The organism is Agrococcus sp. Marseille-Q4369, assembly GCF_018308945.1.
GTDB lineage: Bacteria > Actinomycetota > Actinomycetes > Actinomycetales > Microbacteriaceae > Agrococcus.
Genome location: NZ_CP070501.1, coordinates 1983879 through 2007573 on the forward strand (window position 1 = coordinate 1983879; position 23695 = coordinate 2007573).

A 23695-nucleotide genomic window follows, 5' to 3' on the forward strand; every position below is an offset into this window, starting at 1 on the left:
AGCGCCGGCCGAGGAGGGTGGAGCCATGAACGAGCACCAGCACCCAGAGGACCAGACGCGCGACGCCATCGGCGCCGACGACCCGACGCCCCGGCACCCCGACGCGCCCGCCGAGGCCGACACTCCCGACATCATCCTGGACGACGCGGCCGAGCCGACGGCGCGCCGTCGGGGCCGCGGCATCCTGCGGCCCATCCTCATCGGCACCGGCGCCGCCGCGGTCGTCCTCGCGGTCGCGGGCGTCGGCCTCTCGATCGCCGACGCGATGGACGACGACGATCCCGCGCCCGCCGCGTCGTCCTCGGCCTCCGCCGAGCCCGGCGACGACCGCGACGACGACGTCGCCGCAGTCGCGGACGGCACGGTGCCCGCCGAGCCCGCCGACCTCGAGGCCGCGATCGAGGCCGCCGTCGTCGCCGCGGGCGGCGGCGACGCGACGAGCGTCGAGGTCGAGCGCGACGGCTGGAAGGTCGACGTGCGGCTCGCCGACGGCAGCGAGGTCGAGGTGCGAGTGCCCATCTCGGGCGAGCCGGTCGTGCGCGCCGACGACGACGGCGACGACTCGAGCGACCTGCCGCTCGACCCCGCGCGCGTCGCGGAGATCAGCGAGGCGGCGATCGCGGCCGCGGGCGGCGGCGTCGTGGTCTCGATCGAGACCGAGGACGACGTCGACGTGCGCTTCGAGGTCGAGGTCGTCCTTGGCGGCGAGGATGTCGACGTCGAGCTCGCGGAGGACCTGTCGGTGCTCTCGGTCGAGCCCTGACACGTCCGGAGCGCCCGGCGAGCCCCGCTCGTCGGGCGCTCCGGCTGTGTCGGGGGCGCCGGATCACCGGGACGACACGCCGAGGCGCGTGGAATCGGGGGCGCAGGATGCGCGTTCCCGATGCCGTGCGCGCAGTCCTGGCGCGCGCAGCGCATGGGGGAGAGCAGGCTGCAGATCGAGCACGAGCCGGCGCCGGAGTACGCGTCCGGCACGCCCGCGTCGGGCGCACGACGCCGACGGATGAAGCAGGATCCTCGGATCGCCGTCGCGGCCCTCGCCGCCGCGGTCATCGCGATCGCCGGCGTCGGCGGCACCGCCGTCGCGAGTGCGGTGCCCCCGACCGCGCCGCTGAGCGTCGCTGACGTGCACCCCGAGGTGGGCGCGGCCGAGGTCGACTGGCCGGCGGGCGTCGCCGCAGCGGCCTTCCGGGTCGAGGGCGTCGACGGTGCTGTCGGCAGCGCGGGCGAGGCTGGACCGCTCCCCATGGCGAGCATCGCGAAGCTGCTGTTCGGCCTCGTGCTCCTCGACGCGCAGCCGTTGGCGGCCGGCGAGGAGGGGGCGTCGATCACGCTCGACGACAGCGACGTCGCCCACCTCGTCGATGGCGTGCGCGACGGCGCCTCGGTGCTGCCGGTCGCGGTGGGCGACGTGCTCACGCAGCGCCAGCTGCTCGAGGCCGCGATGCTCATGAGCGCGTCGAACGCCGCGATGACGCTCGCCGACTGGGCCTTCGGCAGCCACGACGGCTACCTCGCAGCCGCCGAGCGCTATCTGGCCGAGCGCGGCATCGAGGGCATCCAGGTCGCCGACGCGAGCGGCTTGAGCGACCGGGGGGTCGCCAGCGCCGCCGGCCTCCTGCAGCTCATGGGCGCTGCCGATCGCGAGCCCGCGCTGCTCGAGATCACCGGCACCGCCACGACGACGCTGCCGCGCGTCGGGCAGGTGAGCAACACCAACGAGGCGCTCGGCCGCGCCGGGATCGACAGCGGCAAGACCGGCAATCTGCACGCGCACGGACGCACGGTGCTCGCGGGCGCGACGCGCACCGTCGACGGAGCGCCCGTGCGCATCCACGTCGCCCTGCTCGGCATCCAGCCGGGCGTCGACCGGGGTGCGGCGGCCGCCGCGCTCGTCGACAGCGTGGTCGCGAACGTGCACTGGCTGACCGTGCTGCCCGCTGGCGCCGCGGTGGCGCAGTATGACGTGCCGTGGGACGACCCGGTCGCGCTCACGACGACCTCGCCCATCCGCTTCCTCCATTGGCGCGGAGCGACGGTGACGGTGACGGTGGATGCGCCGCCCGAGTGGCGATCGGAGGGCGCGGCGGCGCTCCGGGTCGACTCGAGCGCGACCTCCTGGGCGCTCGAGGCGGCCCGGCAGCCGAGCGAGCCGAGTCCCTCCTGGCGGCTGCAGCAGGCCGCGGGCGCGTTCCTTGCGCTGTAGGCGTCAGGCGGCGTCGACGAAGCGCGCGAGCACCTCGGCGAACACCTTCGGCTGCTCGGAGTGCACCCAGTGGCCCGCGCCCTTGATCGTCACGCGGCGCACGTTCGGGAAGCGCGCCTCCATCTGCGGAGCGAACTCGTCGCGCACGTAGCCCGAGTCGGCGCCCGCGATCCAGAGCACCGGGCCGTCGTAGACGGCGTCGGTCTCCGGGAAGCCGCGCAGCACCGCGAGGTCGCGGCGCAGCACCTCGAGGTTCGGCAGCCACCGCCAGCCGTCGCCCTCGCGCTGCAGGCTCTGCAGCAGGAAGCCGCGCACGCCCGGATCGGGTGCGGCCTCGGCGAGCGCCTCGCTGGCCTCGGAGCGGGAGCCGAGCGCCGACAGGTCGATCGCGAGCATCGCGTCGATGTAGCGCGCGAACTCGTCGGTCGAGCGGTAGGCGACGGGCGAGACGTCGACGACGCACAGCCGCTCGACCTTCTCGGGGTGGCGCAGCGCGGCGAGCATCGCAGCCTTGCCGCCCATCGAGTGGCCGACGAGCGCTGTCGGCTCGTCGATCGCGCTCGCCACCGCATCCGCCATCTCGAGGTAGTCGAGGCGCTCGGTCCAGCCGGAGCGGCCGTGGTTCGGCATGTCGACGAGCGTGACGCGGTGCCGGTCGGCGAGCGCCTTCGCGATCTGCGTCCAGTTCTTGCCCTGCCCGAAGAGCCCGTGGCAGAGCATGACGGGCGAGCCGCGCTCGCCCAGGCGGGTCAGGTGCAGGTCGGTCACGTCGCCACGCTACCGGCGCGACCCGCGAAGGCAGCAGGAAGGCGCGGCGACCGCCGGGTGGCGGTGCCGCGCCTGCGGAGCGGCACGGCTCAGCTCGTCGAGCCCGCGGGCGCCGTCGCCGAGTCGCTCTCGCTCGAGCGCGAGCCCTCGCCGGTGCCGATCTGCGTCTGCCCGCCGCCGGCGTGCTGCACCTCGATCTTGCGCGGCTTCGCGCGCTCGGCGACCGGGATGGTGAGCGTGAGCACGCCGTGCTCGTACGACGCCTCGATGCGGTCGAGGTCGACGTCGTTGCCGAGGCTCAGCTGGCGCATGTAGCGGCCGGCGGGCCGCTCCTGCGCGATCCACTGCCGCTGGTCGCCGCCGCCGATCGTGCGCTCGGCCTGGATCGTCAGCGTGCCGGCGTCGATGCCGAGGTCGATCGAACCCGGGTCGATGCCCGGCAGGTCGACGTGCACGACGTAGTGATCGCCGGAGCGGTAGAGATCCATCGGCATCCAGCTCGAGGCCGCCGCGGCGCCACCGGCGCCGCTCAGCAGTCGAGCGGTCATCCTGTCCATCTCACGGAACGGGTCGAAGGTCAGTGCCATTGACAACCACCTCCTCCACGTGCGGCCGCGCCCTGTGCGACGGCCGTCGGTGTCTTCGGCAGCTCCCTCGGGCTCTGCCCCGAGGAGCGCCTCCATTTTAGCACTCGACCCAAGAGAGTGCTAACGCCTCGCTTCGAGACTGCTGGGAGCCGGAGGCGTGCTGGCGGCTAGCTGCGATCGCTCACGTCGAAGCCCGCGCGATCCACGCGGCGGTGGAAGCGCATGCCCGCGAGGCCGCCGAGCACGGCCCCGATGAGCGCGACGACCGCGACCACGACCGCCGAGATGATCGTCGCGAGCGTCGCCTGGTCCTCCGGGAGCGGCAGGGTCGGCATCGAGCCGGGCGGCAGCGCGAAGTTCTGCCCCGCGACGAGCCCGATGATCGCTGCGACGATCGCGATCACGACCGCCCACACCCAGACGGCGACGCCTTGCTTCGCGCCGTCGAAGCGCGCCATCCGGCCGGCGACGTAACCGCCGCAGTAGTAGGCGATGAACCAGATGACGAGCAGGATGACCGCGCCCCAGATGCCGGCGGACTGCAGGTCCTGCTGCGCTCCCTCGACGACGTCGTCGACGTCGCGGCCGGAGAGCGATGCGATGAGCGCGCCGATCGCGGCGGCGAGCGCGATGAGGAGCACCACGGCGCCGGTGGCGGTGAGCCAGCCGAAGAACGCCGCGCCCGCCTTCACCCCGCCGAAGCGCTCGCGCTCGCGCGCGACGACCGCCTCGCGATCGTGGCGCAGGTCGCCGGTCACGCGGTCGTCGTCGTGCCGCCGCTCGCGAGCGTCGGTGGCTCCGGAGCGGTCGTCGTCGTGCCGGTGCGCTCGCGCCTCGGTGGCAGCGGAGCGGCCGTCGTCGAGCGTCGAGGCATCCCGGTCCGGATCGTAGGGGCGGCTCCGCGGAGTGGAGTCGTCCGGGCCCTGTGCGGTCATGTCGAGCTCCTCACATCGGTCACGTCGTCGTGGTCGATCGGGGCGCCGGTGCGGCGACCGTCCCTTCAGTATCCGCCGCCGAGCTGTAGGTTCTCGCGCGCCGTGCCGCACGAGATCCCCGTGGTTCCGGGGAAGTCGGGCGGCAGTTGTGCGCCCGCGATTCTCACGTTCTTGTCGCACTCTTCAGGGAACGGCTGAGGCCGTGGTGCTGCGGCTTCCGCCTCTTGCGTGATTCCCAGAGCTGATAATCGGGTTCGCCAACGAATCCGATGTCTGAGCTGTCTGCTCGATCCGCGGACCGGGTGCCTTCATCTGGCGCGACAGCATCGTTCTACGGTGATAACATCGTCGTATGTCGATAACTAGGCGCCGAGTCTCCTTCTTGGATGTCGAAGCCACAGACGCGTTCGCGCATCTATTTCAGGCGATGGCCGATCGGTCCCGGCTGAGCGTGCTTCAGCATCTCTCCTTGGGTGAACACCGCGTGCGCGACCTGGTGGAGCACCTGGATCTTGCGCAGTCCACGGTCAGCAAGCACATCGCGTTTCTTGGCGAGTGTGGCTTGGTCGATGCGCGGATCGACGGGCGGTCAACCTGGTATGCGTTGGCGGAGCCGGTGGCGCTCGGCGCTTTGATTGTCGCGGCAGAGCGGCTGCTTGAGGCTACCGGCTCGCGGTATGCGCTTTGCGCGCATCTGACCGCGGCCGCGCGCAGCGTCGAGGGCGCTTCACGGGAGGAGGATGTGCATGGGAACGACGCATAGCCACGGGTCGAGCAGCGGCACTGGGGAGGCGGGTGACTTCCGAGTCCGGCTCGGCATCGCTTTCGGTCTCACGATCACAATCGTTGTTGCGCAGTTGATCGGCTCTATCGTGACGGGGAGCCTCGCGCTTCTCACCGACACGGCGCACGCCATTACTGACGCCTCAGGGCTGTTGGTCGCGCTGATCGCGGCGACACTCATGCGGCAACCGTCAACGTCAAAGCGAACATGGGGATTCAGGCGCATCGAGGTAATCGCTGCACTGGGGCAGGCCACGCTGCTGCTCGCCGTGGGCGTGTATGCGGCCGTCGAAGGCATTCGTCGGCTCTTCGAGCCTCCCGAGATCCCAGCATCCGAGTTGATCGTGTTCGGCGTGGTCGGACTCGTCGTGAACATCATCGCGATCGTGGTGCTCTCCGCGAATCGCGGCGCGAACTTCAACATGCGGGCCGCGTTCCTCGAGGTGCTGAACGATGCGCTGGGTTCCCTCGGCGTCATCGCCGCCGCAATCATCATCTGGACGACCGGCTTCCAGCAGGCGGACGCGATCGCCGGCCTCTTCATCGCCGCGCTGATCGCGCCGCGAGCGTTCCTCCTGATGAAGGAGACCGCGGGTGTACTCATGGAGTTCACCCCGAAGGGGCTCGACCTTGACGAGGTCCGTCGCCACATCCTCGAGCTCGAGCACGTGGTCGCTGTCCACGACCTGCACGCCTCCACCGTCGCGACAGGATTGCCGACGATCAGCGCGCACGTGGTGGTCGACGACGAGTGCTTCACCGACGGGCACGCAGCCGAAGTCCTCCAGGACATTCAACAGTGTGTCGCCGGGCACTTTTCGATCGCGGTGCCGCATTCGACCTTCCAGATCGAGACCGCGCGGATCAGTGAGCAGGAGGCGACTGGCGTCAGGCATCCGTAGGTGGTGCCGACGCCGGGTCACGCTGCAGAGTCCTGGTGTCGGCCTAGCATGGGAGCATGCTGCTTATCGTTGCCGCCGCTGCGGCTGTCATCCTCCTGCCTTCCCACGCATCCGTCACCGGCTCGACTCCGGCCAACGGAGATGTGGTCGTGGAGCAGCCGGGCACGTTCAGCGTCGTGATGAACGAGGAGATCCTTGCGATCGAGGGGGCGAGCGGGGCCAACGTGATGCAGTTGACGGGCGCCGAGGGGTTGTTCTATGGCGATGGCTGCATCGCCGTAGAGGGCGGAACCATCGCGCTCGACGCCGAACTCGGTGGAGCTGGCGACTATACCTTGACGTATCAGCTCGTGTCGGCCGATGGACACGCGGTCGACGGTGTCATCGATTTCGCGTTCGAACCAGCATCGGGTGCTGGAGGTGCGAGGGGCGGTGAAGCCGCACCGGTGTGTGGAGACAGCGCTCCCGCGTCGTCGGCGCCCGCTTCCCCGGAGACGGGCGACAGTAGTTCATCGAGCTCGCCGGAGGCTACCGCGGCGGCTGAGACGGGTGCTGAGGACCAGGCGGCAGAGGGAGGCAACCTGCCGCTGTTGGTCGCCGGAGGGATCGCAGCGATTGTCGTGGCCACGGGGATCGTCTTCGCGATCAAGCGCCGCTCTGGCCGGGGGGGCGGGGGAGCCGACCCGAGCTAACGGCTCTCGAGCCGCGTTTCGCGGGTCTGCAACCAGAGCAGGGGGTCGAAGGACACGTAGTCGCTGTTCTTCAGTTCGAGGTGCAGGTGCGGTCCGGTGGATCTGCCGGTGCTGCCGACCTGACCGACGACAGTCGACACGTCGACGACCTGACCGACTTCGACCCGGATGGACCCCGCCTGCATGTGCGGGTACCAGGACTGCACGAATTGACCGTTGATGTTGTGGTCCACGAAGACGGCATAGCCGCCGCCGCCCGGGTTGTTGCCCTGCCAGACGGCTGAGACGACGCCGTTAGCGATCGGGCGGATCTCCTGCCCAGGGGGAAGCGGGATGTCGGTGCCACCGTGCATGCCACCGGACCGGTATCCGAAGCCACTCGAGATCGGCAGCTGCGAAATCTGCGGAAACGGTGTCTGCACATAGTCGGTCTCGAGCATCGACCAGGCATCGGGGAAGGCGGGGCTCCCGCCGTAGTACGTGCCGCCGCGCTCCGTGTCCGCGACCACCTGGATTGCGGCTCGTTCCTCGGGTGACATCAGCGCCGCTTCGAGGGGGTCGTTGACGATGATCTCGTCGCGGGCGAAGAGGGTCGTCGCCTCCGCGGTGACGGGATCCAGTGCTTGCACATCCGGTTCGAGCTGCGCGACCTCGGGATCGAGCTCGGCGGGAAGCTGCATCGCTTGGGCGGGCAAGGACGTGACGACGACGAGCGAGCCGATGAACAGCAGGGCCGCACCGGCGGTCACCTTCCGCGCGATCCGGCGGAGGCGCCTGGACGCCGTGTCGGATGGGCGCGACGGCGGGGCAGGAGGGGCGGCCCGGAGCGGCAATACGCGAGCGGCCCGAATGGTGGGAACATGCTCGCCGCCGTTTCCCAGCGCCGCGGCGTCGACGACGATGTGCGAAGCGCGCGCCGGCTCGGCAAGCTGGACAGGGATGGCGCGCGCCGTGCGCGTGGCGGCTTCGCGGATGGCGCGGCGGCTCGTGTAGATCGGTGGCGAGCCCTCCGCCACGGTGGCCCGCGCGCTAGTACGAGCTTCCGCCGCGGTCTGCGCGATCTTCGCAGCAGCACGCTCGCGCTCGCGCATCGACTTACGAGTCAAGACCTGAGGCGTGTCTGGCGAGGCGGTTTCATGTAGTGCGCCAGCTGACCGGTCGGGTTCTGGTGTCACGCGTAGCTTGGTCCTTGGTTGGGAACGATCAGTATCGACATTCGAGACAAGGCATGAAGCAGGTCATGCTCATGCCGTCGTCGCGCGCGCAACCTGTGTCGCCAGCGCAATCCTCCGTCTAAAGTAACGGAACGGTAACGGAGGGGCAAGTCTTGACTGCGCGCCTGCAAGGGAGGTGCCGGCGCCAGCGCTGATTCCAGACACGCCCCGCCAGCCTTCGCCGATCGCGACTCTCAGGTGGAACATGAATGTTGATATCTTGGCCAGGCTCGGCTTTGGCCGGGCTTGGCTTGCGACGACTGGCTTGAGTCAGCGGGTAGTGCAGCGCTTTAGTGCTGCCGGACGGGAAGAGATGGCACAGTCTGACGGGCGGGCACTCGGCGCGCGTTCGCGTTCGCGCTGGAGCAGCCTCCGATTCGGCATGGCCGCGACCGTCGCCGTGGGTGCCATGGTTGCGACGTTGATCGCGCCGGGCGTGCCGCGGGCCGATGCTGTCGACGAGTACGGCTTCCCGACCTGGGCGGAGGTCGAGGCCGCCCGCGGCAATGTGAGCGCCAAGAACCAGCAGATCAGCGAGATCCGCGCCCTCATCTCGCAATTGGAGACCGACGCGGTCAACGCGCAGGCCCTCTCCGACCAGCGCGCTGCCGAGGCGATCGAGGCCCAGCGCGTCTACGACGAGGCCGTCGCGGTCGCCGAGCGGCTGCAGGAACAGGCCGACGAGGCCACGGCGAGTGCCGAGCAGTCACAGCTCGCTGCTGGCCAGCTCGCCGCCCAGCTCGCGCGCTCCGGCGGCACGGGCGACATGAGCGCCGAACTCTTCGCCAACCCCGGTTCCGCCGACACCTGGCTCCACCGCCTCGACATGATGGATCGCGCTGCCGGCACCGCAGACACGCTCTACGAGCAGGCGCAGCAAGATGCCAACACCGCGCAGGCGCTGCAGGACCAGGCCGCGGTCGCCCGCGACGAGCTCCAGGCGCTCAAGGTCACCGCTGATGAGGCCTACGCAGTGGCACAGGCTGCGGCGATCGCGGCGCAAGAGGCCGTCGAGGCCCAGCAGGAGCGGCGGGTCGAGCTCGAAGCGCAGCTCGAGGTGCTGGTCGAGGACCGTGCCGCGACCGAGGACGACTACCAGGCAGGGCAGCGTCACCGCGCGTGGCTAGCCGAGCAGGAGCGGCTACGGCTTGAACGTGAGGCGCGTGAGCGCGAGGAGGCCCGCCAACGCGCGCTCGAGGAGCAGCGACGGCTCGCCGAGCAGGCCGCTCAGAATGGTGGCGGGTCGGGTGGCGGCGGCTCCGTGCCGCCGACTGGCCCGAGCAGCAGCGGCTGGGTCACGCCGCACTACGGCCGCTTCACTTCTGCCTACGGCTGGCGCAACGACCCGCTCGGGCAGCTGGGCCGCAAGTTGCACGCCGGCGTGGATATCGCCGCCGGCTGCGGCACCCCGATCTACGCGGTCGCCGACGGCACCGTCGCGCTGCGCTCGCGCGACACCTATGGCGCGAACATGCTCTACATCGACCACGGCGGCGGCGTGCAGAGCGAGTACTTCCACATGATCCGCCCCGCGAACGTCTATCCCGGGCAGCGCGTGAGCGCTGGACAGGTGGTCGCCTACGAGGGCTCGACGGGCTACTCGACGGGCTGTCACCTGCACTTCCAGCTGCGCGTCGGCGGTACACTCACCAACCCGGAGTCGTTCTTGAACTCGCGCGGAGTCTCCCTACGCTGAGATGTAGGCGCTGCGACCAAGTTGGCAGGGCGGATCGCGCGTTGGCATGGCTGCTGCCGGAATTGGTCCGTGGCTGAATGTGGCGGGTCTTCGACGTGCGGCTCGTCTGATGTTCGTGGGGGCGGTTCGCGCAGATCGGAGTGGCTAACCGGAGCCGACGAGTTCGCGCCTAGAGACGATCGCGCAGCGCCTCCTCGAGCTGTGCCTGCGTTGGCGCCCCAGCGAAGCCTTTCTCCGTCGCGTAGACCCGGCACGCTAGCGAGCGGACCGGCGTCGCCGGGAACAGATCGGCCCCATCGACCAGGGCCGTGGGGGAGCCTCCAAACCGGTTGCTCGTAGCCTCTGCTTCGGTGCGAATCGTCACCGATTCGATGAGCACGTCGGTGAGACCCAGTGTGTCCAATGCCCCGCGCGTACGCGCTTCGGCGTCCCCAGTGTTCGGGCAATCGTCGAGGTGCAGCAGCTGCACTTTCATGCGGTCAATCCTCTCGCTCGTTCCTCGAGAATGGCCGCCCTTCGCGGGCGGCGAACTGAGGGCGACCCCGGCGCTCCCGGTCCTGCACGATTCCTGCCCGGTCCGACTTGAAGAGAAGCAGGCAGAGGAGTGCGACCCCGGCGAGGACGAGGATGTCGGCGACGTTCCCGACGAAGAGGTCCCCGTACGCGATGAAGTCCGTGACGTGCCCGTGCCCGAACGACGGCGGGTTCACGAGCCGGTCGACGAGATTGCCGCCCGCACCGCCGAGGATCAGCCCCAGGGTGAGGCCCCACCGAACGCCGCGCAGTCGCGTGGCGAAACCGATCGTCACGATGACCGCGGCGGCGGCGGTGATCGTGAACACCCATGTGGCGCCGGAACCGATCGAGAACGCGGCTCCGGGGTTGGAGACCAACGACAGACCCAGCAAGTCGCCGACGAGCGGGACGCGATGGCCCGGCTGCAGCTGGGCCGACGCGAGCGCTTTCGTCCCCTGGTCGAGGATCAGCCCGACTCCAGCGACGGCGACGGCGATGCCGAGCGCGCGCCGGGGGGTAGTCCTGGACCTGCCCCCCGGCGGCCCGGCGTGCGCCATGGTTGACTCGGCGGCGCGTGTCCCGTCCTCTCGCGCGCTCATGAGGCCGCCTTCCGCGTGCGCGCGGCGCGGAGCCCGTTGAGGATCACGATGACCTCTGCGATCTCGTGCACCAGGACAACGGCGGCGAGTCCGAGGACGCCGAAGAGCGCGAGTGGAAGCAGCGCGGCGATGATCAGCAGAGACAGGATGATGTTCTGGTTGATGATGCGGCGTCCGCGGCGGGCGTGGTCGAACGCACGCGGGATGAGGCGCAGGTCGTGGCCGGTGAAGGCGACGTCCGCGGACTCGATCGCGGCGTCGGACCCGGTCGCGCCCATCGCGATCCCGATGTCCGCGGCGGCGAGGGCGGGGGCATCGTTGATGCCGTCGCCGATCATCGCCGTGGGTGCAGCGCGGGACAGTTCGACGATCGCCGTCGCCTTGTCCTCGGGGCGGAGTTCGGCGCGCACGTCGTCGATTCCGGCGCGCTTGGCGAGCGCGTGCGCGGTACGCGCGTTGTCGCCGGTGAGCATGGTCACGCCGACGGACTGACCGGCGAGCGTGCGGACGACCTCCGGAACCTCGGGCCGCAGCTCGTCGCGGACGCCGATCGCGGCGACCGGCGCCTCGTCGCGGTGGACGATCACGACGGTCATGCCCTGCTCCTCCAGGCCTGCGACCTGGCTGGCGAGCAGGCCCGCATTGAGCCAGCGGGGGCTGCCGACGGTGATCCTCGCCCCATCGACGGTGCCTGCGATGCCGTGTCCGGCCTGCTCGGTCACATCGACCGCCGCGCGGGCAGCGGGCGCTGCGGCGGTGATCGCAGCGGCGAGGGGGTGCGTGCTGCGCTGCTCCAGCGCAGCCGCCCAGTCCAGCGCCTGGTCCTCTGACACGTCGTCGGCGGTGAGGACCGCGGTGACGGCGGGCTCGTTGCGGGTGAGTGTGCCGGTCTTGTCCATGGCGACGTGGCGGACCGTGCCGAAGCGCTCGAAGACCGCGCCGGACTTGATGATCACGCCGAACTTGCTGGCAGCGCCGATCGCGGCGACGACCGTGAGCGGTACCGAGATAGCCAGCGCGCACGGCGACGCGGCGACGAGCACGACAAGGGCACGGGTGATCCACAGCTCAGGGTCACCGAGCAGCGAGCCGACGAGCGCGACCAAGGCTGCAAGGATCAGCACACCAGGCACAAGCGGTCGCGCGATCCGGTCGGCGAGGCGGGCCCGGTCGCCCTTCTCGGCCTGCGCTTGCTCAACGAGCTCCACGATCGTGGTCAGGGAGTTGTCGGTCCCCGCCGCGGTCGTCTCCACCTCGAGCGCACCAGCGGTGTTGATCGCCCCGGCCGACACGGCGTCGCCGGGCTCGACCTCGACCGGGATCGATTCCCCGGTGATCGCGGAGGCGTCCAGGCTGGAGCGTCCCGAGCGGACGATCCCATCCGTCGCGATCCGCTCCCCGGGACGGACCAGCATGATCTGCCCGACCGTGAGGTCCTTCGCCGCGATCTCGGCAGTGGCCCCATCGCGGCGGATGGTCGCGGTGTCGGGGACGAGCTTCAGCAGTGCCCGTAGCCCGTCGCGGGCACGGTCCATCGCCTTGTCCTCCAGCGCCTCCGCGATCGAGTACAGGAACGCCAGCGCTGCGGCTTCCTCGACGTAGCCGAGGATGACCGCGCCGACCGCGCTGATCGTCATCAGCAGCCCGATGCCGAGCTTGCCCTTGAACAACTTCCGGATCGCGCCGGGGGTGAACGTCGACGCGCCCAGCACCAAGCCAATCCAGAACAGCACCAGCGCCGGGATCTCCGCCCCGGACCATTCACAGAGCAGCCCTGCGAGGAACGCCATGCCGGAGAAGACTGGGACGAGGATCCCTCGATCCTTCCACCACGGCCCGTCGTGGTCCTCGTCCTCGTCGATCACGGGCCCGTCCACTGGGGCCTTCGTCACGGACCTCATGCGTTCACTCCCGCGCAGCAGTCTGGCACGGTGCACGAGGCGTCCACGCACGGCGCGCTTTCGTCCACGGCCAGCGTCACGTCCACGAGGGAGGTCAGGGCCGCAGCGAGGTGAGGGTCGGCGATCTCGTAGCGGGCCTGCCTACCCTCGGGCTCGGCGACCACGATGCCGCAGTCACGCAGGCACGTCAGGTGATTCGACACGTTCGATCGACTCAGCCCCAACTCGCGCGACAGCACAGCGGGGTAGCTCGGCCCCTCGAGCAGGGTCATCAGGATCCGGGAGCGCGTCGGGTCGGCCATCGCCCGGCCGAGCCGGTTCATGGCGTCGCGACGCGAAACAATAGTCAGCATGCAATGACTATACAGTTCTCGATGAACTGAAGTCGCATCCCTCCGGCTCGCGCAACGGCCGAGTTAGCTCGGGCACCCGATCATCCGTCGACGTCCTATGACGTCCACAAGCGATGGCGGTCGGAGTGGCTGCGACGCGACGTGGAGTCGGGTCACGCGGCGCCGAGGTCCGCTGTTACGGCGGCGCGGGCTCTCTTGCTCAGGTGATGTCGATGAACACCGGTGCCGAACCTCCGATGTCGACACCGGCGATCACGGTGTTGAAGCCTGACCAGCCGCCATGCACGGCGCGTCCGCCTCCGATGTAGATGCCGATGTGCGCGCGACCCACCCCGCCGTCTGCGTAGTAGATGACGTCGCCGGGCGAAGCAGCCGACATCGGGATCGTCGGACCGAGGTTGAACAGCGAGCTCATTCCCGAGTACGGCAGTCCCGCGGCCCCGATTGCGCGGCGCACCATGGCGACGCAGTCCTGGGAGACGCCGACCTGCGCGATTGCGGCATCCGCGATGACGCTGCCGGTGGCTCCGGCTGCAGTCACGGGCTCCGCCTGCGTGGCGCTCGGCGCTGCGGCACCATTGCCCGCGGTACCGGTCGCGGCTGCCTGTCCTGCCTGTTCCTGCCGCTCCAGCGCTTCCTCGCGTTCTAGCGCTTCCTCGCGTTCGAGCGCTGCTTCCAGTTCTGCGCGGATCTGGGAAAGCTCTTCGGCCGTCGTGGCCTGGACATCGAGGCGGTCGTCGCTGAGGCCGTTGTCGCCGGCGGTCACGACGCCCGATACCGCCTGTGCGCCGGTCACCATGTTGGGCAGCGGCTGCCCGGAGCCGGGGTCAGCGGCGAGGGCCGGCAGTGCGAGAGGTGTCGCGAGGGCGGCGGCGATGGTGATCACGCCGACGCGTCGCGCGCCTCGAGCGATGGAGGCTCGGGTCACGCGCCCCTTGTTGCGCGAGTCGGTGGGGTTGGTGTTGTCGATCGGGGTTGGCACAGGCAGCTTCTCCGTGGGTTCGGGTGCCAGCGGCACAGGAGCCGACGTTACCAATCCGTTACCTGCCTGTCACCTGACACGCAGAGTTGGCGGCGTGCCGCCTGCAACAGCGTGCGCGCACCATTCATCGGAGCGATCAGTATGCTCGAAGGGATGCTCACCCGGTACTCCATGGTTGGCGCTGCAGAGCGCGCTGACCGATCCCAGCGTGGGCCCAAGCTCTCGACACTGCGGTTCCGTGGCCGCAGCCGCCGCTACACAGTCCGTGGCCTTTTGATCCCGGCGGTCACGTTGAGTGCGCTGGTACTCACCGGCTGCGGCGGCGCAGCAGGTGTCGACGGCCAGGCCGGCGATGCCGGCTACATCGCGGGCGACGGCATCGTCACGGAGATCGCGCCGGAGGCACGCGCCGCTCCCGGATCGTTCACCGGCCCCTTGACCACCGGCGGCGAGTTTGACTCCGCAACGCTCGACGGGGTCGCGCTCGTCAACTTCTGGTACGCGGCCTGCCCGCCCTGCCGCGTCGAGGCGCCCGTGCTCGCGGACCTGCACGCCGAGTACGGCGACCGAGTCGACTTCGTCGGGATCAACGTGCGCGATGGCGCCGCCCAAGCGCTGGCCTTCGAGGAGGAGTTCGGCATCGAGTACCCCTCGGTGCTCGACGACCGATCCGCTCAGGGCCAGCTTGCGTTCGCAGGCATCGTCGCCCCCAACGCGGTGCCAACGACGATCATCCTCGACGCCGAGGGTCGTGTCGCTGCGCGCGTCTCCGGTGCCGTCACGGACACCAGCATCCTCGCGACCCTGCTGCAGGAGGAACTGGAGCGATGACCCTGCTGCTCGTGCTGAGCGGTGCCCTGGACCCAGGCGGGGCCGTGCTCAGCGGGCAGCTGCTGCTCTCCGCCCCGATCGCGTTGCTTGCGGGCATCGTCTCCTTCGCGAGTCCCTGCATCCTGCCGCTGGTCCCGGGTTATCTGGGCCTGATGGGGTCGCTGGTCGGGGAGGAGGGCGGCCGTGCCAGGCTCATCACCGGCGTGGCGCTCTTCGTCGGCGGCTTCACCGCCGTGTTCGTGCTCGGCACCGCCCTCGTCGGCGCCATCAGCTCATTCCTGCTCGTTTGGTCCGCGGTGCTCGTGCGCATCCTCGGCGTGCTGCTGATCCTGCTGGGGCTGGTGTTCATCGGGCAGCTCCGGGTCCTCCAACGCGTCTGGAAGCCGCCGCAGCTGAAGGGCGGCGGAATGTGGACAGCGCCCCTCGTGGGGATCATCTTCGCACTCGGCTGGACCCCGTGCTCGGGCCCGACCCTCGCCGCCATCAGCGCCCTCACCGTCACCACCGGCAGCGCCTGGCAAGGCGCCCTCCTCGGCTTCGCCTACGCCCTGGGGCTGGGCATACCGTTCCTGCTGCTCGCGGTGGGGCTTGCTTGGATGGGCTCGGCGATGGCGTGGATGCGACGGCATATCCGGGCGATCAACATCGGCGGAGGGGTCACGCTGATGATCATCGGCCTGTTGATGGTGACCGGCGTCTGGGACGCGATCATGAACGAGATGCAAGGGTGGATCTCCTCGTATGTCACCATCATCTAGCCGCGATCACGCGGCCGCCACGGACCCGTTGCGCCCGGCCGACCACGTCGATGAGCCAGAGCGCGACGAGCTCGCCTCCGGTAGCGGGCCGAAGCTCGGCGTCGCCGGCTGGCTGCGCTTCCTGTGGCGGCAGCTCACCTCGATGCGCACGGCGATCGTGCTGCTGCTGCTGCTCGCAGTCGGTGCGATCCCCGGCAGCCTCGTGCCGCAGCGATCGAGCGACCCGAACGGCGTCATCCAGGTGCGCGCCGACAACCCCGATCTGGTCTGGCTCTACGACGCGCTCTCGCTCCACGACGTCTACACCAGCCCGTGGTTCTCCGCGATCTACATCCTGCTGTTCACCTCCCTGGTGGGCTGCGTCATCCCGCGCCTGGCGCACCACTGGAAGGCCATGCGCGCGCTGCCGCCGCGCACGCCCGCCCGCCTGTCTCGCCTCGTCGGCTTCCAGACCGTGGCGGGCGGCGCATCCGACCTCGACCGCGCGGATGGGGTGCTGAAGAAGCTCGGGTACCGCACGACGCGCTATGGCGACTCGGTCTCCGCCGAGCGCGGCTACCTGCGCGAGACGGGCAACCTGCTGTTCCACATCTCGCTGCTGGCGATGATCCTGGTCGTCGGGCTGGGCTCCGGCTTCGGCTACAACGGGCAGCGCCTCGTGGTCGAGGGTCGCGGATTCGCGAACACGCTGTCGAGCTACGACACGTTCTCGGAGGGTCAATGGTTCGACGACGCGACCCTGCCGCCGTTCGCGGTGCAGCTCGACGAGCTCGACGTGGTCTACGAGACCGAGAACCCCAATGCCATCGGTGCCCCGCTCGACTTCACGGCGCACGTGTCGGTGACCGAGGGCGGCGAGTCGCGTGAGGAGCAGATCAAGGTGAACGAGCCGTTGGGCGTGGCCGGCGCCGACCTCTACCTGATCTCCAACGGCTACGCGCCGCGCATCTCGGTGCGCGACGCCGTGGGCGAGCTCGTCTACGACGAGTACACCCCGTTCCTCGCGCAGGATGACCTGATGACGAGCCTGGGCGTCATGAAGCTGCCGGACGGCCTCGAGGAGCAGCTGGGCCTGCGCGGCTTCTTCTACCCGACGGCCGTGGAGCTCGACACCGGTGCGCTCGCGTCCGCCTACCCCGACATCGCCAACCCCGTGCTGTCACTGCAGGCGTTCACCGGCGACCTGGGGCTCGACGCCGGGATCCCGCGCTCGGTGTACGCGCTCGAGACCGACGAGATGACGCAGATCGCCGGCGGCGACTCCGACACGGCGGCACTCATGCTCGCGCCCGGCCAGACGGTCGAGATCCCCGGTGGGCTCGGCACCATCACGTTCGAGGATGTGCGCCGCTACGGCGTGATTGAAGTGCACGTCGACTACACGCAGACGCCGGTGCTCTGGATCACGGTGGTGCTGTTCCTCTCGATGCTGGGTTCGCTGCTTATCCCGCGTCGCCGCCTGTGGGTGAAGGCTGCGGGAGGGAGGCTCGAGCTCGCTGGGCTCGCGCGCGGCGAGGACCCGTCGCTCGAGCGGGCGGTCGGCGACCTGGCAAAGCGCATTGGGGGCGACGCGGTCGCCGCCAATGACGGCGTTGGCCGGAGATTCGACTAACCGTATGAAGTGACCGGTGGGCGGGCGGGCATCGGCAAAGGGGTTCCGAACGACCGCTGTGCACGGGTCAAGGGCGAAGGTGCCGCAGTCTTAGTTGCTGGCAGTGCAGTGGGTGCCTCGTCAGATCTTGGCGCCGGAGACTGTTGCAGACCAGCAGTGTTGAGGAGAGCGGCATCGCGCCGGCTGCGATGCGCGGATCGAGGAGGGCCAGCTGCGGCGGTCGGGATCGCCGCAATGTGGCGCTGGGTAGTTGTGGCCCGGGGCGGGCCCACCACCGTCCCGACGAAGAGACCTCGAGCGCGGATTGGATGTCGTCGGTCAGCGTCGAGCGGTCGGCACGGGGTCAGCACGACTGCTGGAGCACTGGCTCGGCGCCTGGACAGCCTGGGCGGCAGCGCGGTTACGATCGCTCCCGGGTTGGGCTGTTCAGCTCTGCCGGTCCGCGTCGCTGCCCTGGGCCCGCTGCTGCATCTGCCGCAGGTACTCGTTGTATGCCTCCGTGTCTTCATCGGCGCGGCGCTGGTCCCGCCCGGCTTGCCTCGTGTCTTGGCGTCGCCATCGTGCGAGCGTCACGATCAGCATCGCCAGCAGCGGCAACTCTCCGAACGTCCATGCCAGAATCCCGGCTACCCCCTGGTCGCGAACCGGGTCGACCTCCCAAGATTCCGGAGCAGCGGCGGCGAAGTAGGGGACGACCGGCGTCGCCGAGAACAGCATCACAAGCCCGAAGGCGGCATGAACCTGCATCTCGAGAAAGACGTCGAACATCCGGCTCGGATACGAGGTTCGCCGCGGGAGCGGATCCGAGGACACCAGTGGCGCGGTGATCAGGATCCCCACAATGAGGAACACGACTTCGAGAAGGATGTGGCCGAACCAGAATCGCAGCACCATATCCGCGATGCCACCGACGTAGAGTCCGAAGAATGACAGCAGCATCAACGGGATGACCAGCGCCGGATGCAGCGCGAATCGAGCTGCTCTCGAACGCAATCCACACAGCGCGACTCGGAGCACCGTGTTGCCCAGGCCACGATGCGGTGTGGCGCGCAGGAGCAGGGTTCCCGGGGATCCGAGAACGAGCAACGGGGCGATCACCACCATCAACGCGAGCTGCTGGAACATGAATATGGAGAACATCAGCCGGCCATAGGCGTCGACGCCTGCGCCCGTGACCACCGCCATCAGCAGGCAGGCGAGCAGGAAGCAGGCGGTGCGCAGCCACGGCCAACGATGTCCGTGCCGTCGCAATCGCACGACCCCCGCCACGTAAACGATGGCGAGCAGAACGGAGATCGTCGGCAACACAGGCACGGACGAAGAGACCGCGAGCAGGAACTGGTCGAAGCTCGGGGGCGCCAGACCGACGGCGTCGGCGGCGCTCATCACCGAAGGTCGCGATCTGCTGCGACGGCCCGGCGATCACACGCAGTTCGATGCCGGTGCTGAATGCATCGTGAGTGGCTCACGACACCCACCACAACTGCGACATGGTCCACTCCTGGTTCGCTGGCCGCGTGTTGCCGCAGCACTGTCCCGGTGCGCCTTCACGAGCGCGCGCGCTGCTGTCCATCCGCGGCTGATCTCACGCAGCTGGCAGCAGATCTGCGCGCTTCTGGGGCAAGCGTAGTCGGCACAGGCAAGCCGGCGCCGCGAGGCATCCATCTGACGACCGCGCGCACTCTCCTGACGAGAGGCAGCGAACTCCGATAGCTGGGGGACTGGACGGCACCAAGCTGCGCCGAGAGCCGCTCTCTGGATCTCAAGTCGCGGCTGCGGTCGTGGGCGGCTGGTCCGGCGTGACCGCCATCGTCCCTGCCAAGCAGGATTGGGGACGGTCCACGATGCGTCGCTGCAAGTGTTGGGGTTCGATGGGGCTCTCAACACGGAAAGGTACAATCGACCCGTGCCCGCCGCTGATCTCGACTCCTACTCGCTGCTGCTCGTTTACTCAGCGATGGCGGTGTACACGCTCGCGTTCATCGCCTACGCGGTCGACGTCGCACGCCGCTCGGCCACAAAGATCGTGCCCGCCGAAGCGCGCATGCTCGTCGGCGCTGGCGCGCCAACCTCTGCGGCCGAGCCGACGGTAGCCGGCACCCCGAGCGCGGCAGCCGGGCGCGGCGCCCGCATCGGCTTCACCCTCACCGTGCTCGCATGGGCGCTCCACCTGGGCGCGACACTGCTGCGCGGACTGGCTGCCGGACGTGTGCCGTGGGCGAACATGTACGAGTTCGCCCTCACCGGCGTCGCCGTCATCGTGGGCGTATTCGTGCTGTCGCGGCTGTGGAAGGACCTGAACTTCTTAGGCGTGTTCTTCACTGGGCTTGCGACCGTGTTCCTGGGCGTTGCGACGGTGAACTACTACGTGGCGCCCACACCGCTACCGCCCGCCCTGCAGACGTACTGGCTCGTCATTCACGTCTTCGTCGCGACGCTCGCGACGGGCTTCATGGGCCTCGGCACGGGCCTGAGCATCCTGCAGCTCATCAAGGAGAAGCGCGACAACGGCTTCCTGCGGTCGCTGCCGAGCCCGGTGCAGCTCGAGGATCTCGCCTACCGCGTCGGGGTGATCGGGTTCATCTTCTGGACCTTCACGCTGATCGCCGGCGCGATCTGGGCGGAGCACGCCTGGGGCCGCTACTGGGGCTGGGACACGAAGGAGGTGTGGACCTTCGTGATCTGGGTCGTGTACGCGGGCTACATCCACGCGCGTGCGACGCGCGGCTGGCGCGGCTCTCGCTCTGCCTGGCTGCAGATCATCGGCTTCGCCGCGATCATCTTCAACTTCACGATCGTCAACCAGTTCTTCACCGGCCTGCACGCGTATAGCGGGCTTTGACTGTCAGCACTCACCTCCACCACGAGTCGATCTGTGTCGTGTCCTAGGTGCTAGCGCGGCCAAGGCAGGAAGCGATAGGCAGCGTTGAATGGCGCTGCAGGCTGACGATTTCGCATCGTCGTGACGTGGCGCCATCGTCGTGACGTGGCGCCGAGGCAGGAGAGGCGAACGCAGCCGCGTGCTGCGCTTCGAGCAAGCCCGAGGCGGGAGGTAGAGTGAGGAGAGTGCGTACCCGCCCCGTTGTTGCTGTCTCGATCATCGTTGCGGCCGCGGCTGTCGTCATCATCGCATTGCTGCTCGTCGTGCGGCCCTGGGAGGGGAGCGGCTCACCGGTCGTCAGCGAAGAACCGGTCGACTCTCTTGCTTCCCCCGCTGCGCTGCCACCACTCGTGGACGAATCGACGCACATCCTGAACGACGCGGGCCCCGGCGCCCCTGTCGTGGTCGAATTTCTCGACTTCGAGTGCGAGGCCTGCGGAGCCGTGTACCCCACGATGGAAGAGCTCCGTGAGAAGTACGACGGCGAGGTGACCTTCGCTGTCCGCTATTTCCCACTGCCCGGGCACTCGAACTCCGTCAATGCGGCCCTCGCCGTCGAAGCGGCTGCGCAGCAGGGCGCGTTTGAGGCGATGTATCAGCGCATGTTCGAGACGCAATCCGAGTGGGGAGAACGACAGGCCTCGGAAGCCGACCGATTCCGCGGCTATGCCGAGGATCTAGGCCTCGACGTGGCGGCCTACGACGCTGCCGTCTCGGACCCTGCGACGCTGGCCCGCATCGAGCAGGACTTCCAGGCCGGCGCCGAGCTCGGCGTCGACCGGACGCCGACGATCTTCGTCGACGGCGAGCGGCTGGAGCTATCGCAGCTGAGCGACATCGAGACGGCGATCCAAGCAGCGATGCCCGAGTAGGCGCTTCCGACTTCACGCCGGAGAGTCCTTGACAACGGCAGAGCGGGCTCGCCTGGCACCGGCAGGGTGTGTGCCGACAGGTCGCTGCTACGCCATACCTCACAAGGGCACGGAAGAGACGCGAGGCTCAGAGCCGGTGCCGAGTCGCCGTGACCGCAACAGCTAAGTAAGTCACGCCGGGCGGCGGTAGGCCCCTGCCCCGGCGGCTTCGTCGCGAGCTTGCGCTCCGGGAGCGGGTGTGCTGCCAGCTATCGTCAGTACGCGGAAGCGGCATAGGATTTCGGTATGCCGAAAACCGTGCGTGAGAAGCGTCGTTCGCAGCCCGGGGCGCAGACAACGCGGCAACGTCCATCTGCTCCCCGGTTGGTATGGCTGCTGGGCCCCGCTCTGGTGGCGGGGGTCGCCTATCTCGACCCCGGCAACGTGGCCAGCAATATGACGGCCGGCGCGCGCTACGGGTATCTGCTGGTCTGGGTGGTGGTGCTGGGCAATGTCATGGCGTGGCTCATCCAGTACCTCTCGGCCAAGCTCGGCATCGTCACGGGCAGCAGCCTGCCGGAGATGCTCGGGGTACGCATCCGCAATCCTTGGGTGCGCCGTGCGTACTGGTTGCAGGCCGAGCTGGTGGCTATGGCGACCGATATCGCCGAGGTGATCGGTGGTGCCGTCGCGCTGAATCTGCTGTTCGGCATTCCGTTGCTGTGGGGAGGACTGATCACCGGAACCGTGTCGCTGGTGCTGCTGGTGATGCAGTCCCGGCGCGGTGCACGCAGCTTCGAGTTCGTCGTCATCGGACTGGTCGCGATCATCGCGATCGGCTTCACGTTCGGAGTGTTCGTCGCGCCCCCGGACCCGGGCGGTGTCGCAGCCGGCCTCCTGCCCCGATTCGAGGGCACCGACTCCGTGCTGCTCGCGGCATCCATCCTGGGTGCCACGATCATGCCGCACGCGATCTACGCGCACAGCGCCCTGGCCCGAGATCGCTTCGCCCCTTCGCAGTCGCAGGTGCGCTTCACGGTTCCGCTGGAGGAGTTACGAGGCATCTCGACCCGTCGCCTCCTGCGTGCGACGCGCTGGGATGTCAGCGTCGCGATGCTGATCGCGGGCACCGTCAATCTCTGCATCCTGTTGCTGGCGGCTGCCAACCTCGCTGGCGTTCCGGGGACTGACACCCTCGAGGGCGCCTATGCCGCACTACGGGACGGGATCGGGCCGCTCGTCGCGACTCTCTTCGCAGTCGGCCTGCTCGCCAGCGGCCTCGCGAGCACCTCAGTGGGCGCGTACGCCGGTGCTGAGATCATGCATGGACTGTTGCGCGTGCGCATTCCGCTCATCGCTCGACGGCTCGTCACCCTCATCCCCGCGCTCGTGATCCTCGCGCTCGGGGTGGACCCCACCCTCGCGCTGGTGTTGAGCCAGGTCGTGCTTTCGTTCGGCATCCCGTTCGCGCTCATCCCGCTCGTCGCCCTCACCGCCAAACGCGAAGTGCTCGGCGAGTTCCGCAACCGCGCGGTGACGACCGCAGCCGGGATCGCGGCATCCGTCGCGCTCATCGCACTGAACGCGATGCTGCTCTGGCTGGTCGCGTCCGGCACGTGACGGTGCGACCGGATCAGTGCACCGAGGTTTAGAGCCGTGCTGCTCGCGGCGGGAGCAGTCGGGGGATCAGCCTGACGTAGGTGGCCATGCCGATGAGTTCGACGAGGGTCTGCGTCACGATGACGGCGGCCGCCAGCTGGAGGTCTGCCGGAAGCGCGAGGGCGAGTGGGAGGACGACGAGCGAGTTCCTGGTCGCGCCGCTGAACACGAGCGCCCTGCTGCGAGAGACGTCGAGGCGTGCAAGCCGCGCGACGCCGGCCCCGAGGGCGGCCATGATCGCAAGGAACGCGATATAGATCGGCACGAGCCCAACCAGCAGGACTAGGTCGCTGGCGATCGCCGGCGTCTGCGACGCGACGACGACGAGCAGCACGAGCATCATCAGCGGCACCATCGCGTGCAGCGCGTTCGCCGTGGTGACCGCGGCGAGACGCACGCGCCGCGCGGCCCACTGGGTGAGCGTTGCAGCGCCGAGCGGGATCAGGATGAGCAACACCAGAGCCTCCATGAACGGTCCCGGCTCCACGCTCTCGGTCGCAACGGGGCCCGCGATGATGAACAGGTAGAGCGGCAAGAGAAGCAGCTGCAGCACCATCAGCAGGGGAGTGGCGGCGAGCAGCCGCTCATGCGCGCCGCCGGCGGCGGCCGCGAACACGATCACGTAATCGACACACGGGGTCAGCAGCACGAGCAGCACGCCGAGCAGGAGCGCATCATCATGCGCCACGAAGCGGGAGAGGCCGACGGCCACGACGGGCACGATGACGAAGTTCAGCACCAGCAGCGCGGTCAAGAATCGCACGTCGCGGAACCCGCGCGCGATCTCAGCAAAGGGCACGCCGAGGAAGGTGACGAACAGCAGCACGGCGATGGCCGGGTTGATCGCGACCGCGAGCCGCTCCGTCTCCGGTGCCAGCAGCCCAAGCGTGAGGCCGGTGACGATCGCGGCGAGGTAGAGGCGGACTTGGTGGCGTTCCATCCATGACGCGAACGCCGGGGCGCTACTCG

23 protein-coding genes are annotated in these 23695 nt (G+C 69.1%); 12 read left to right on the top strand and 11 right to left on the bottom strand.

Annotated features, from left to right (window positions below):
* Positions 1 to 25 precede the first annotated feature (25 nt).
* A complete protein-coding gene (locus JSQ78_RS09980) occupies positions 26 to 763 on the top strand; it encodes a hypothetical protein (protein ID WP_211447328.1) in 738 nt (245 codons plus the stop codon).
* Between the two features lie 153 nt (positions 764 to 916).
* Positions 917 to 2206 carry a D-alanyl-D-alanine carboxypeptidase family protein gene (locus tag JSQ78_RS09985; protein ID WP_211447329.1) on the top strand — a complete coding sequence of 430 codons (1290 nt, stop codon included), beginning with the start codon at positions 917 to 919 and terminating at the stop codon, positions 2204 to 2206.
* Between the two features lie 3 nt (positions 2207 to 2209).
* Here JSQ78_RS09985 and JSQ78_RS09990 read toward each other — a convergent pair whose 3' ends face one another.
* The 3 genes from JSQ78_RS09990 to JSQ78_RS10000 form a co-directional block, all read right to left on the bottom strand.
* Positions 2210 to 2974, bottom strand: a complete 765-nt coding sequence (locus JSQ78_RS09990; RefSeq protein WP_249295617.1) for an alpha/beta fold hydrolase — start codon at positions 2972 to 2974, stop codon at positions 2210 to 2212.
* An 89-nt stretch (positions 2975 to 3063) separates the two neighbouring features.
* Positions 3064 to 3561: an Hsp20/alpha crystallin family protein gene (locus JSQ78_RS09995; RefSeq protein ID WP_211447330.1), complete on the bottom strand. Its 498-nt coding sequence runs from the start codon at positions 3559 to 3561 to the stop codon at positions 3064 to 3066.
* Between the two features lie 167 nt (positions 3562 to 3728).
* Positions 3729 to 4496: a hypothetical protein gene (locus tag JSQ78_RS10000; protein ID WP_211447331.1), complete on the bottom strand. Its 768-nt coding sequence runs from the start codon at positions 4494 to 4496 to the stop codon at positions 3729 to 3731.
* Positions 4497 to 4878: 382 nt separating this feature from the next.
* Between JSQ78_RS10000 and JSQ78_RS10005 the strand changes: the two genes are divergently transcribed.
* Genes JSQ78_RS10005 through JSQ78_RS10015 form a run of 3 tightly spaced genes read left to right on the top strand, consistent with a single transcriptional unit; the run spans position 4879 to position 6873 of the window.
* A complete protein-coding gene (locus JSQ78_RS10005; RefSeq protein WP_249295619.1) occupies positions 4879 to 5259 on the top strand; it encodes an ArsR/SmtB family transcription factor in 381 nt (126 codons plus the stop codon).
* Positions 5243 to 6181, top strand: a complete 939-nt coding sequence (locus JSQ78_RS10010; protein ID WP_211447333.1) for a cation diffusion facilitator family transporter — start codon at positions 5243 to 5245, stop codon at positions 6179 to 6181. Before JSQ78_RS10005 ends, JSQ78_RS10010 begins: the two co-directional genes overlap by 17 nt.
* Positions 6182 to 6237: 56 nt before the next feature.
* The gene (locus JSQ78_RS10015; RefSeq protein ID WP_211447334.1) at positions 6238 to 6873 is read left to right on the top strand and encodes a copper resistance CopC family protein; all 636 of its coding nucleotides are present in this window, start codon (positions 6238 to 6240) and stop codon (positions 6871 to 6873) included.
* On the opposite strand, the gene JSQ78_RS10020 is transcribed toward JSQ78_RS10015, so the two are convergent.
* Entirely contained in the window at positions 6870 to 7964 is a 1095-nt protein-coding gene (locus tag JSQ78_RS10020) for a M23 family metallopeptidase (protein ID WP_211447335.1), read from the bottom strand. The genes JSQ78_RS10015 and JSQ78_RS10020 overlap by 4 nt on opposite strands.
* A 505-nt stretch (positions 7965 to 8469) precedes the next feature.
* Between JSQ78_RS10020 and JSQ78_RS10025 the strand changes: the two genes are divergently transcribed.
* Positions 8470 to 9783, top strand: a complete 1314-nt coding sequence (locus JSQ78_RS10025) for a M23 family metallopeptidase (protein WP_211447336.1) — start codon at positions 8470 to 8472, stop codon at positions 9781 to 9783.
* 169 nt (positions 9784 to 9952) lie between these two features.
* Here JSQ78_RS10025 and JSQ78_RS10030 read toward each other — a convergent pair whose 3' ends face one another.
* The 5 genes from JSQ78_RS10030 to JSQ78_RS10050 all read right to left on the bottom strand — a co-directional run bounded on the left by JSQ78_RS10030 (position 9953) and on the right by JSQ78_RS10050 (position 14134).
* Positions 9953 to 10258, bottom strand: coding sequence for a hypothetical protein (locus JSQ78_RS10030; protein ID WP_211447337.1), 306 nt, complete (start codon positions 10256 to 10258; stop codon positions 9953 to 9955).
* Positions 10259 to 10262: 4 nt separating this feature from the next.
* Complete coding sequence (locus tag JSQ78_RS10035; protein WP_211447338.1) at positions 10263 to 10898, bottom strand: signal peptidase II; 636 nt, start codon at positions 10896 to 10898, stop codon at positions 10263 to 10265.
* Entirely contained in the window at positions 10895 to 12799 is a 1905-nt protein-coding gene (locus JSQ78_RS10040) for a heavy metal translocating P-type ATPase (protein ID WP_211447339.1), read from the bottom strand. Before JSQ78_RS10040 ends, JSQ78_RS10035 begins: the two co-directional genes overlap by 4 nt.
* Positions 12796 to 13152 carry a Cd(II)/Pb(II)-sensing metalloregulatory transcriptional regulator CmtR gene (gene cmtR, locus JSQ78_RS10045; RefSeq protein ID WP_211447340.1) on the bottom strand — a complete coding sequence of 119 codons (357 nt, stop codon included), beginning with the start codon at positions 13150 to 13152 and terminating at the stop codon, positions 12796 to 12798. Before cmtR ends, JSQ78_RS10040 begins: the two co-directional genes overlap by 4 nt.
* A gap of 199 nt (positions 13153 to 13351) precedes the next feature.
* Positions 13352 to 14134, bottom strand: coding sequence for an NlpC/P60 family protein (locus JSQ78_RS10050; RefSeq protein ID WP_211447341.1), 783 nt, complete (start codon positions 14132 to 14134; stop codon positions 13352 to 13354).
* 153 nt (positions 14135 to 14287) lie between these two features.
* On the opposite strand from JSQ78_RS10050, the gene JSQ78_RS10055 reads away from it, so the two are divergent.
* From JSQ78_RS10055 to resB, 3 genes are read left to right on the top strand one after another with little or no spacing between them, the layout of a single operon-like run.
* Positions 14288 to 14965: a TlpA family protein disulfide reductase gene (locus JSQ78_RS10055; RefSeq protein WP_249295621.1), complete on the top strand. Its 678-nt coding sequence runs from the start codon at positions 14288 to 14290 to the stop codon at positions 14963 to 14965.
* Positions 14962 to 15723 carry a cytochrome c biogenesis CcdA family protein gene (locus JSQ78_RS10060; RefSeq protein WP_211447342.1) on the top strand — a complete coding sequence of 254 codons (762 nt, stop codon included), beginning with the start codon at positions 14962 to 14964 and terminating at the stop codon, positions 15721 to 15723. The genes JSQ78_RS10055 and JSQ78_RS10060 overlap by 4 nt, the downstream gene beginning before the upstream one ends.
* A complete protein-coding gene (gene resB, locus JSQ78_RS10065; protein WP_211447343.1) occupies positions 15707 to 17335 on the top strand; it encodes a cytochrome c biogenesis protein ResB in 1629 nt (542 codons plus the stop codon). Before JSQ78_RS10060 ends, resB begins: the two co-directional genes overlap by 17 nt.
* Before the next feature lie 426 nt (positions 17336 to 17761).
* On the opposite strand, the gene JSQ78_RS10070 is transcribed toward resB, so the two are convergent.
* The gene (locus tag JSQ78_RS10070) at positions 17762 to 18721 is read right to left on the bottom strand and encodes a cytochrome c oxidase assembly protein (RefSeq protein ID WP_211447344.1); all 960 of its coding nucleotides are present in this window, start codon (positions 18719 to 18721) and stop codon (positions 17762 to 17764) included.
* Between the two features lie 571 nt (positions 18722 to 19292).
* Between JSQ78_RS10070 and ccsB the strand changes: the two genes are divergently transcribed.
* From ccsB to JSQ78_RS10085, 3 genes are all read left to right on the top strand, one after another.
* Positions 19293 to 20177, top strand: coding sequence for a c-type cytochrome biogenesis protein CcsB (gene ccsB, locus JSQ78_RS10075; RefSeq protein WP_211450601.1), 885 nt, complete (start codon positions 19293 to 19295; stop codon positions 20175 to 20177).
* Between the two features lie 224 nt (positions 20178 to 20401).
* Positions 20402 to 21088, top strand: coding sequence for a DsbA family protein (locus JSQ78_RS10080; protein WP_249295623.1), 687 nt, complete (start codon positions 20402 to 20404; stop codon positions 21086 to 21088).
* A gap of 285 nt (positions 21089 to 21373) precedes the next feature.
* Entirely contained in the window at positions 21374 to 22687 is a 1314-nt protein-coding gene (locus JSQ78_RS10085; RefSeq protein WP_211447345.1) for an Nramp family divalent metal transporter, read from the top strand.
* A gap of 28 nt (positions 22688 to 22715) precedes the next feature.
* Here the strand turns inward: JSQ78_RS10085 and JSQ78_RS10090 are convergent, their stop codons facing one another.
* Entirely contained in the window at positions 22716 to 23666 is a 951-nt protein-coding gene (locus tag JSQ78_RS10090; protein WP_211447346.1) for an arsenic resistance protein, read from the bottom strand.
* Positions 23667 to 23695: the final 29 nt, after the last annotated feature.

What these genes read in the sequence shown, in the direction of transcription:
- JSQ78_RS10090 (WP_211447346.1), bottom strand. Translation starts at nt 23,666, where the DNA reads ATGGAACGCCACCAAGTCCGCCTCTACCTCGCCGCGATCGTCACCGGC.
- JSQ78_RS10085 (WP_211447345.1), top strand. Translation starts at nt 21,374, where the DNA reads ATGCCGAAAACCGTGCGTGAGAAGCGTCGTTCGCAGCCCGGGGCGCAG.
- JSQ78_RS10010 (WP_211447333.1), top strand. Translation starts at nt 5,243, where the DNA reads ATGGGAACGACGCATAGCCACGGGTCGAGCAGCGGCACTGGGGAGGCG.
- JSQ78_RS10035 (WP_211447338.1), bottom strand. Translation starts at nt 10,898, where the DNA reads ATGAGCGCGCGAGAGGACGGGACACGCGCCGCCGAGTCAACCATGGCG.
- JSQ78_RS10020 (WP_211447335.1), bottom strand. Translation starts at nt 7,964, where the DNA reads ATGCGCGAGCGCGAGCGTGCTGCTGCGAAGATCGCGCAGACCGCGGCG.
- JSQ78_RS10000 (WP_211447331.1), bottom strand. Translation starts at nt 4,496, where the DNA reads ATGACCGCACAGGGCCCGGACGACTCCACTCCGCGGAGCCGCCCCTAC.
- cmtR (WP_211447340.1), bottom strand. Translation starts at nt 13,152, where the DNA reads ATGCTGACTATTGTTTCGCGTCGCGACGCCATGAACCGGCTCGGCCGG.
- JSQ78_RS10060 (WP_211447342.1), top strand. Translation starts at nt 14,962, where the DNA reads ATGACCCTGCTGCTCGTGCTGAGCGGTGCCCTGGACCCAGGCGGGGCC.
- JSQ78_RS10070 (WP_211447344.1), bottom strand. Translation starts at nt 18,721, where the DNA reads ATGAGCGCCGCCGACGCCGTCGGTCTGGCGCCCCCGAGCTTCGACCAG.
- JSQ78_RS09995 (WP_211447330.1), bottom strand. Translation starts at nt 3,561, where the DNA reads ATGGCACTGACCTTCGACCCGTTCCGTGAGATGGACAGGATGACCGCT.
- ccsB (WP_211450601.1), top strand. Translation starts at nt 19,293, where the DNA reads ATGGCGGTGTACACGCTCGCGTTCATCGCCTACGCGGTCGACGTCGCA.
- JSQ78_RS10055 (WP_249295621.1), top strand. Translation starts at nt 14,288, where the DNA reads ATGCTCACCCGGTACTCCATGGTTGGCGCTGCAGAGCGCGCTGACCGA.
- JSQ78_RS09980 (WP_211447328.1), top strand. Translation starts at nt 26, where the DNA reads ATGAACGAGCACCAGCACCCAGAGGACCAGACGCGCGACGCCATCGGC.
- JSQ78_RS10025 (WP_211447336.1), top strand. Translation starts at nt 8,470, where the DNA reads ATGGCCGCGACCGTCGCCGTGGGTGCCATGGTTGCGACGTTGATCGCG.
- JSQ78_RS09985 (WP_211447329.1), top strand. Translation starts at nt 917, where the DNA reads ATGGGGGAGAGCAGGCTGCAGATCGAGCACGAGCCGGCGCCGGAGTAC.
- JSQ78_RS10015 (WP_211447334.1), top strand. Translation starts at nt 6,238, where the DNA reads ATGCTGCTTATCGTTGCCGCCGCTGCGGCTGTCATCCTCCTGCCTTCC.
- JSQ78_RS10040 (WP_211447339.1), bottom strand. Translation starts at nt 12,799, where the DNA reads ATGAGGTCCGTGACGAAGGCCCCAGTGGACGGGCCCGTGATCGACGAG.
- resB (WP_211447343.1), top strand. Translation starts at nt 15,707, where the DNA reads ATGTCACCATCATCTAGCCGCGATCACGCGGCCGCCACGGACCCGTTG.
- JSQ78_RS10030 (WP_211447337.1), bottom strand. Translation starts at nt 10,258, where the DNA reads ATGAAAGTGCAGCTGCTGCACCTCGACGATTGCCCGAACACTGGGGAC.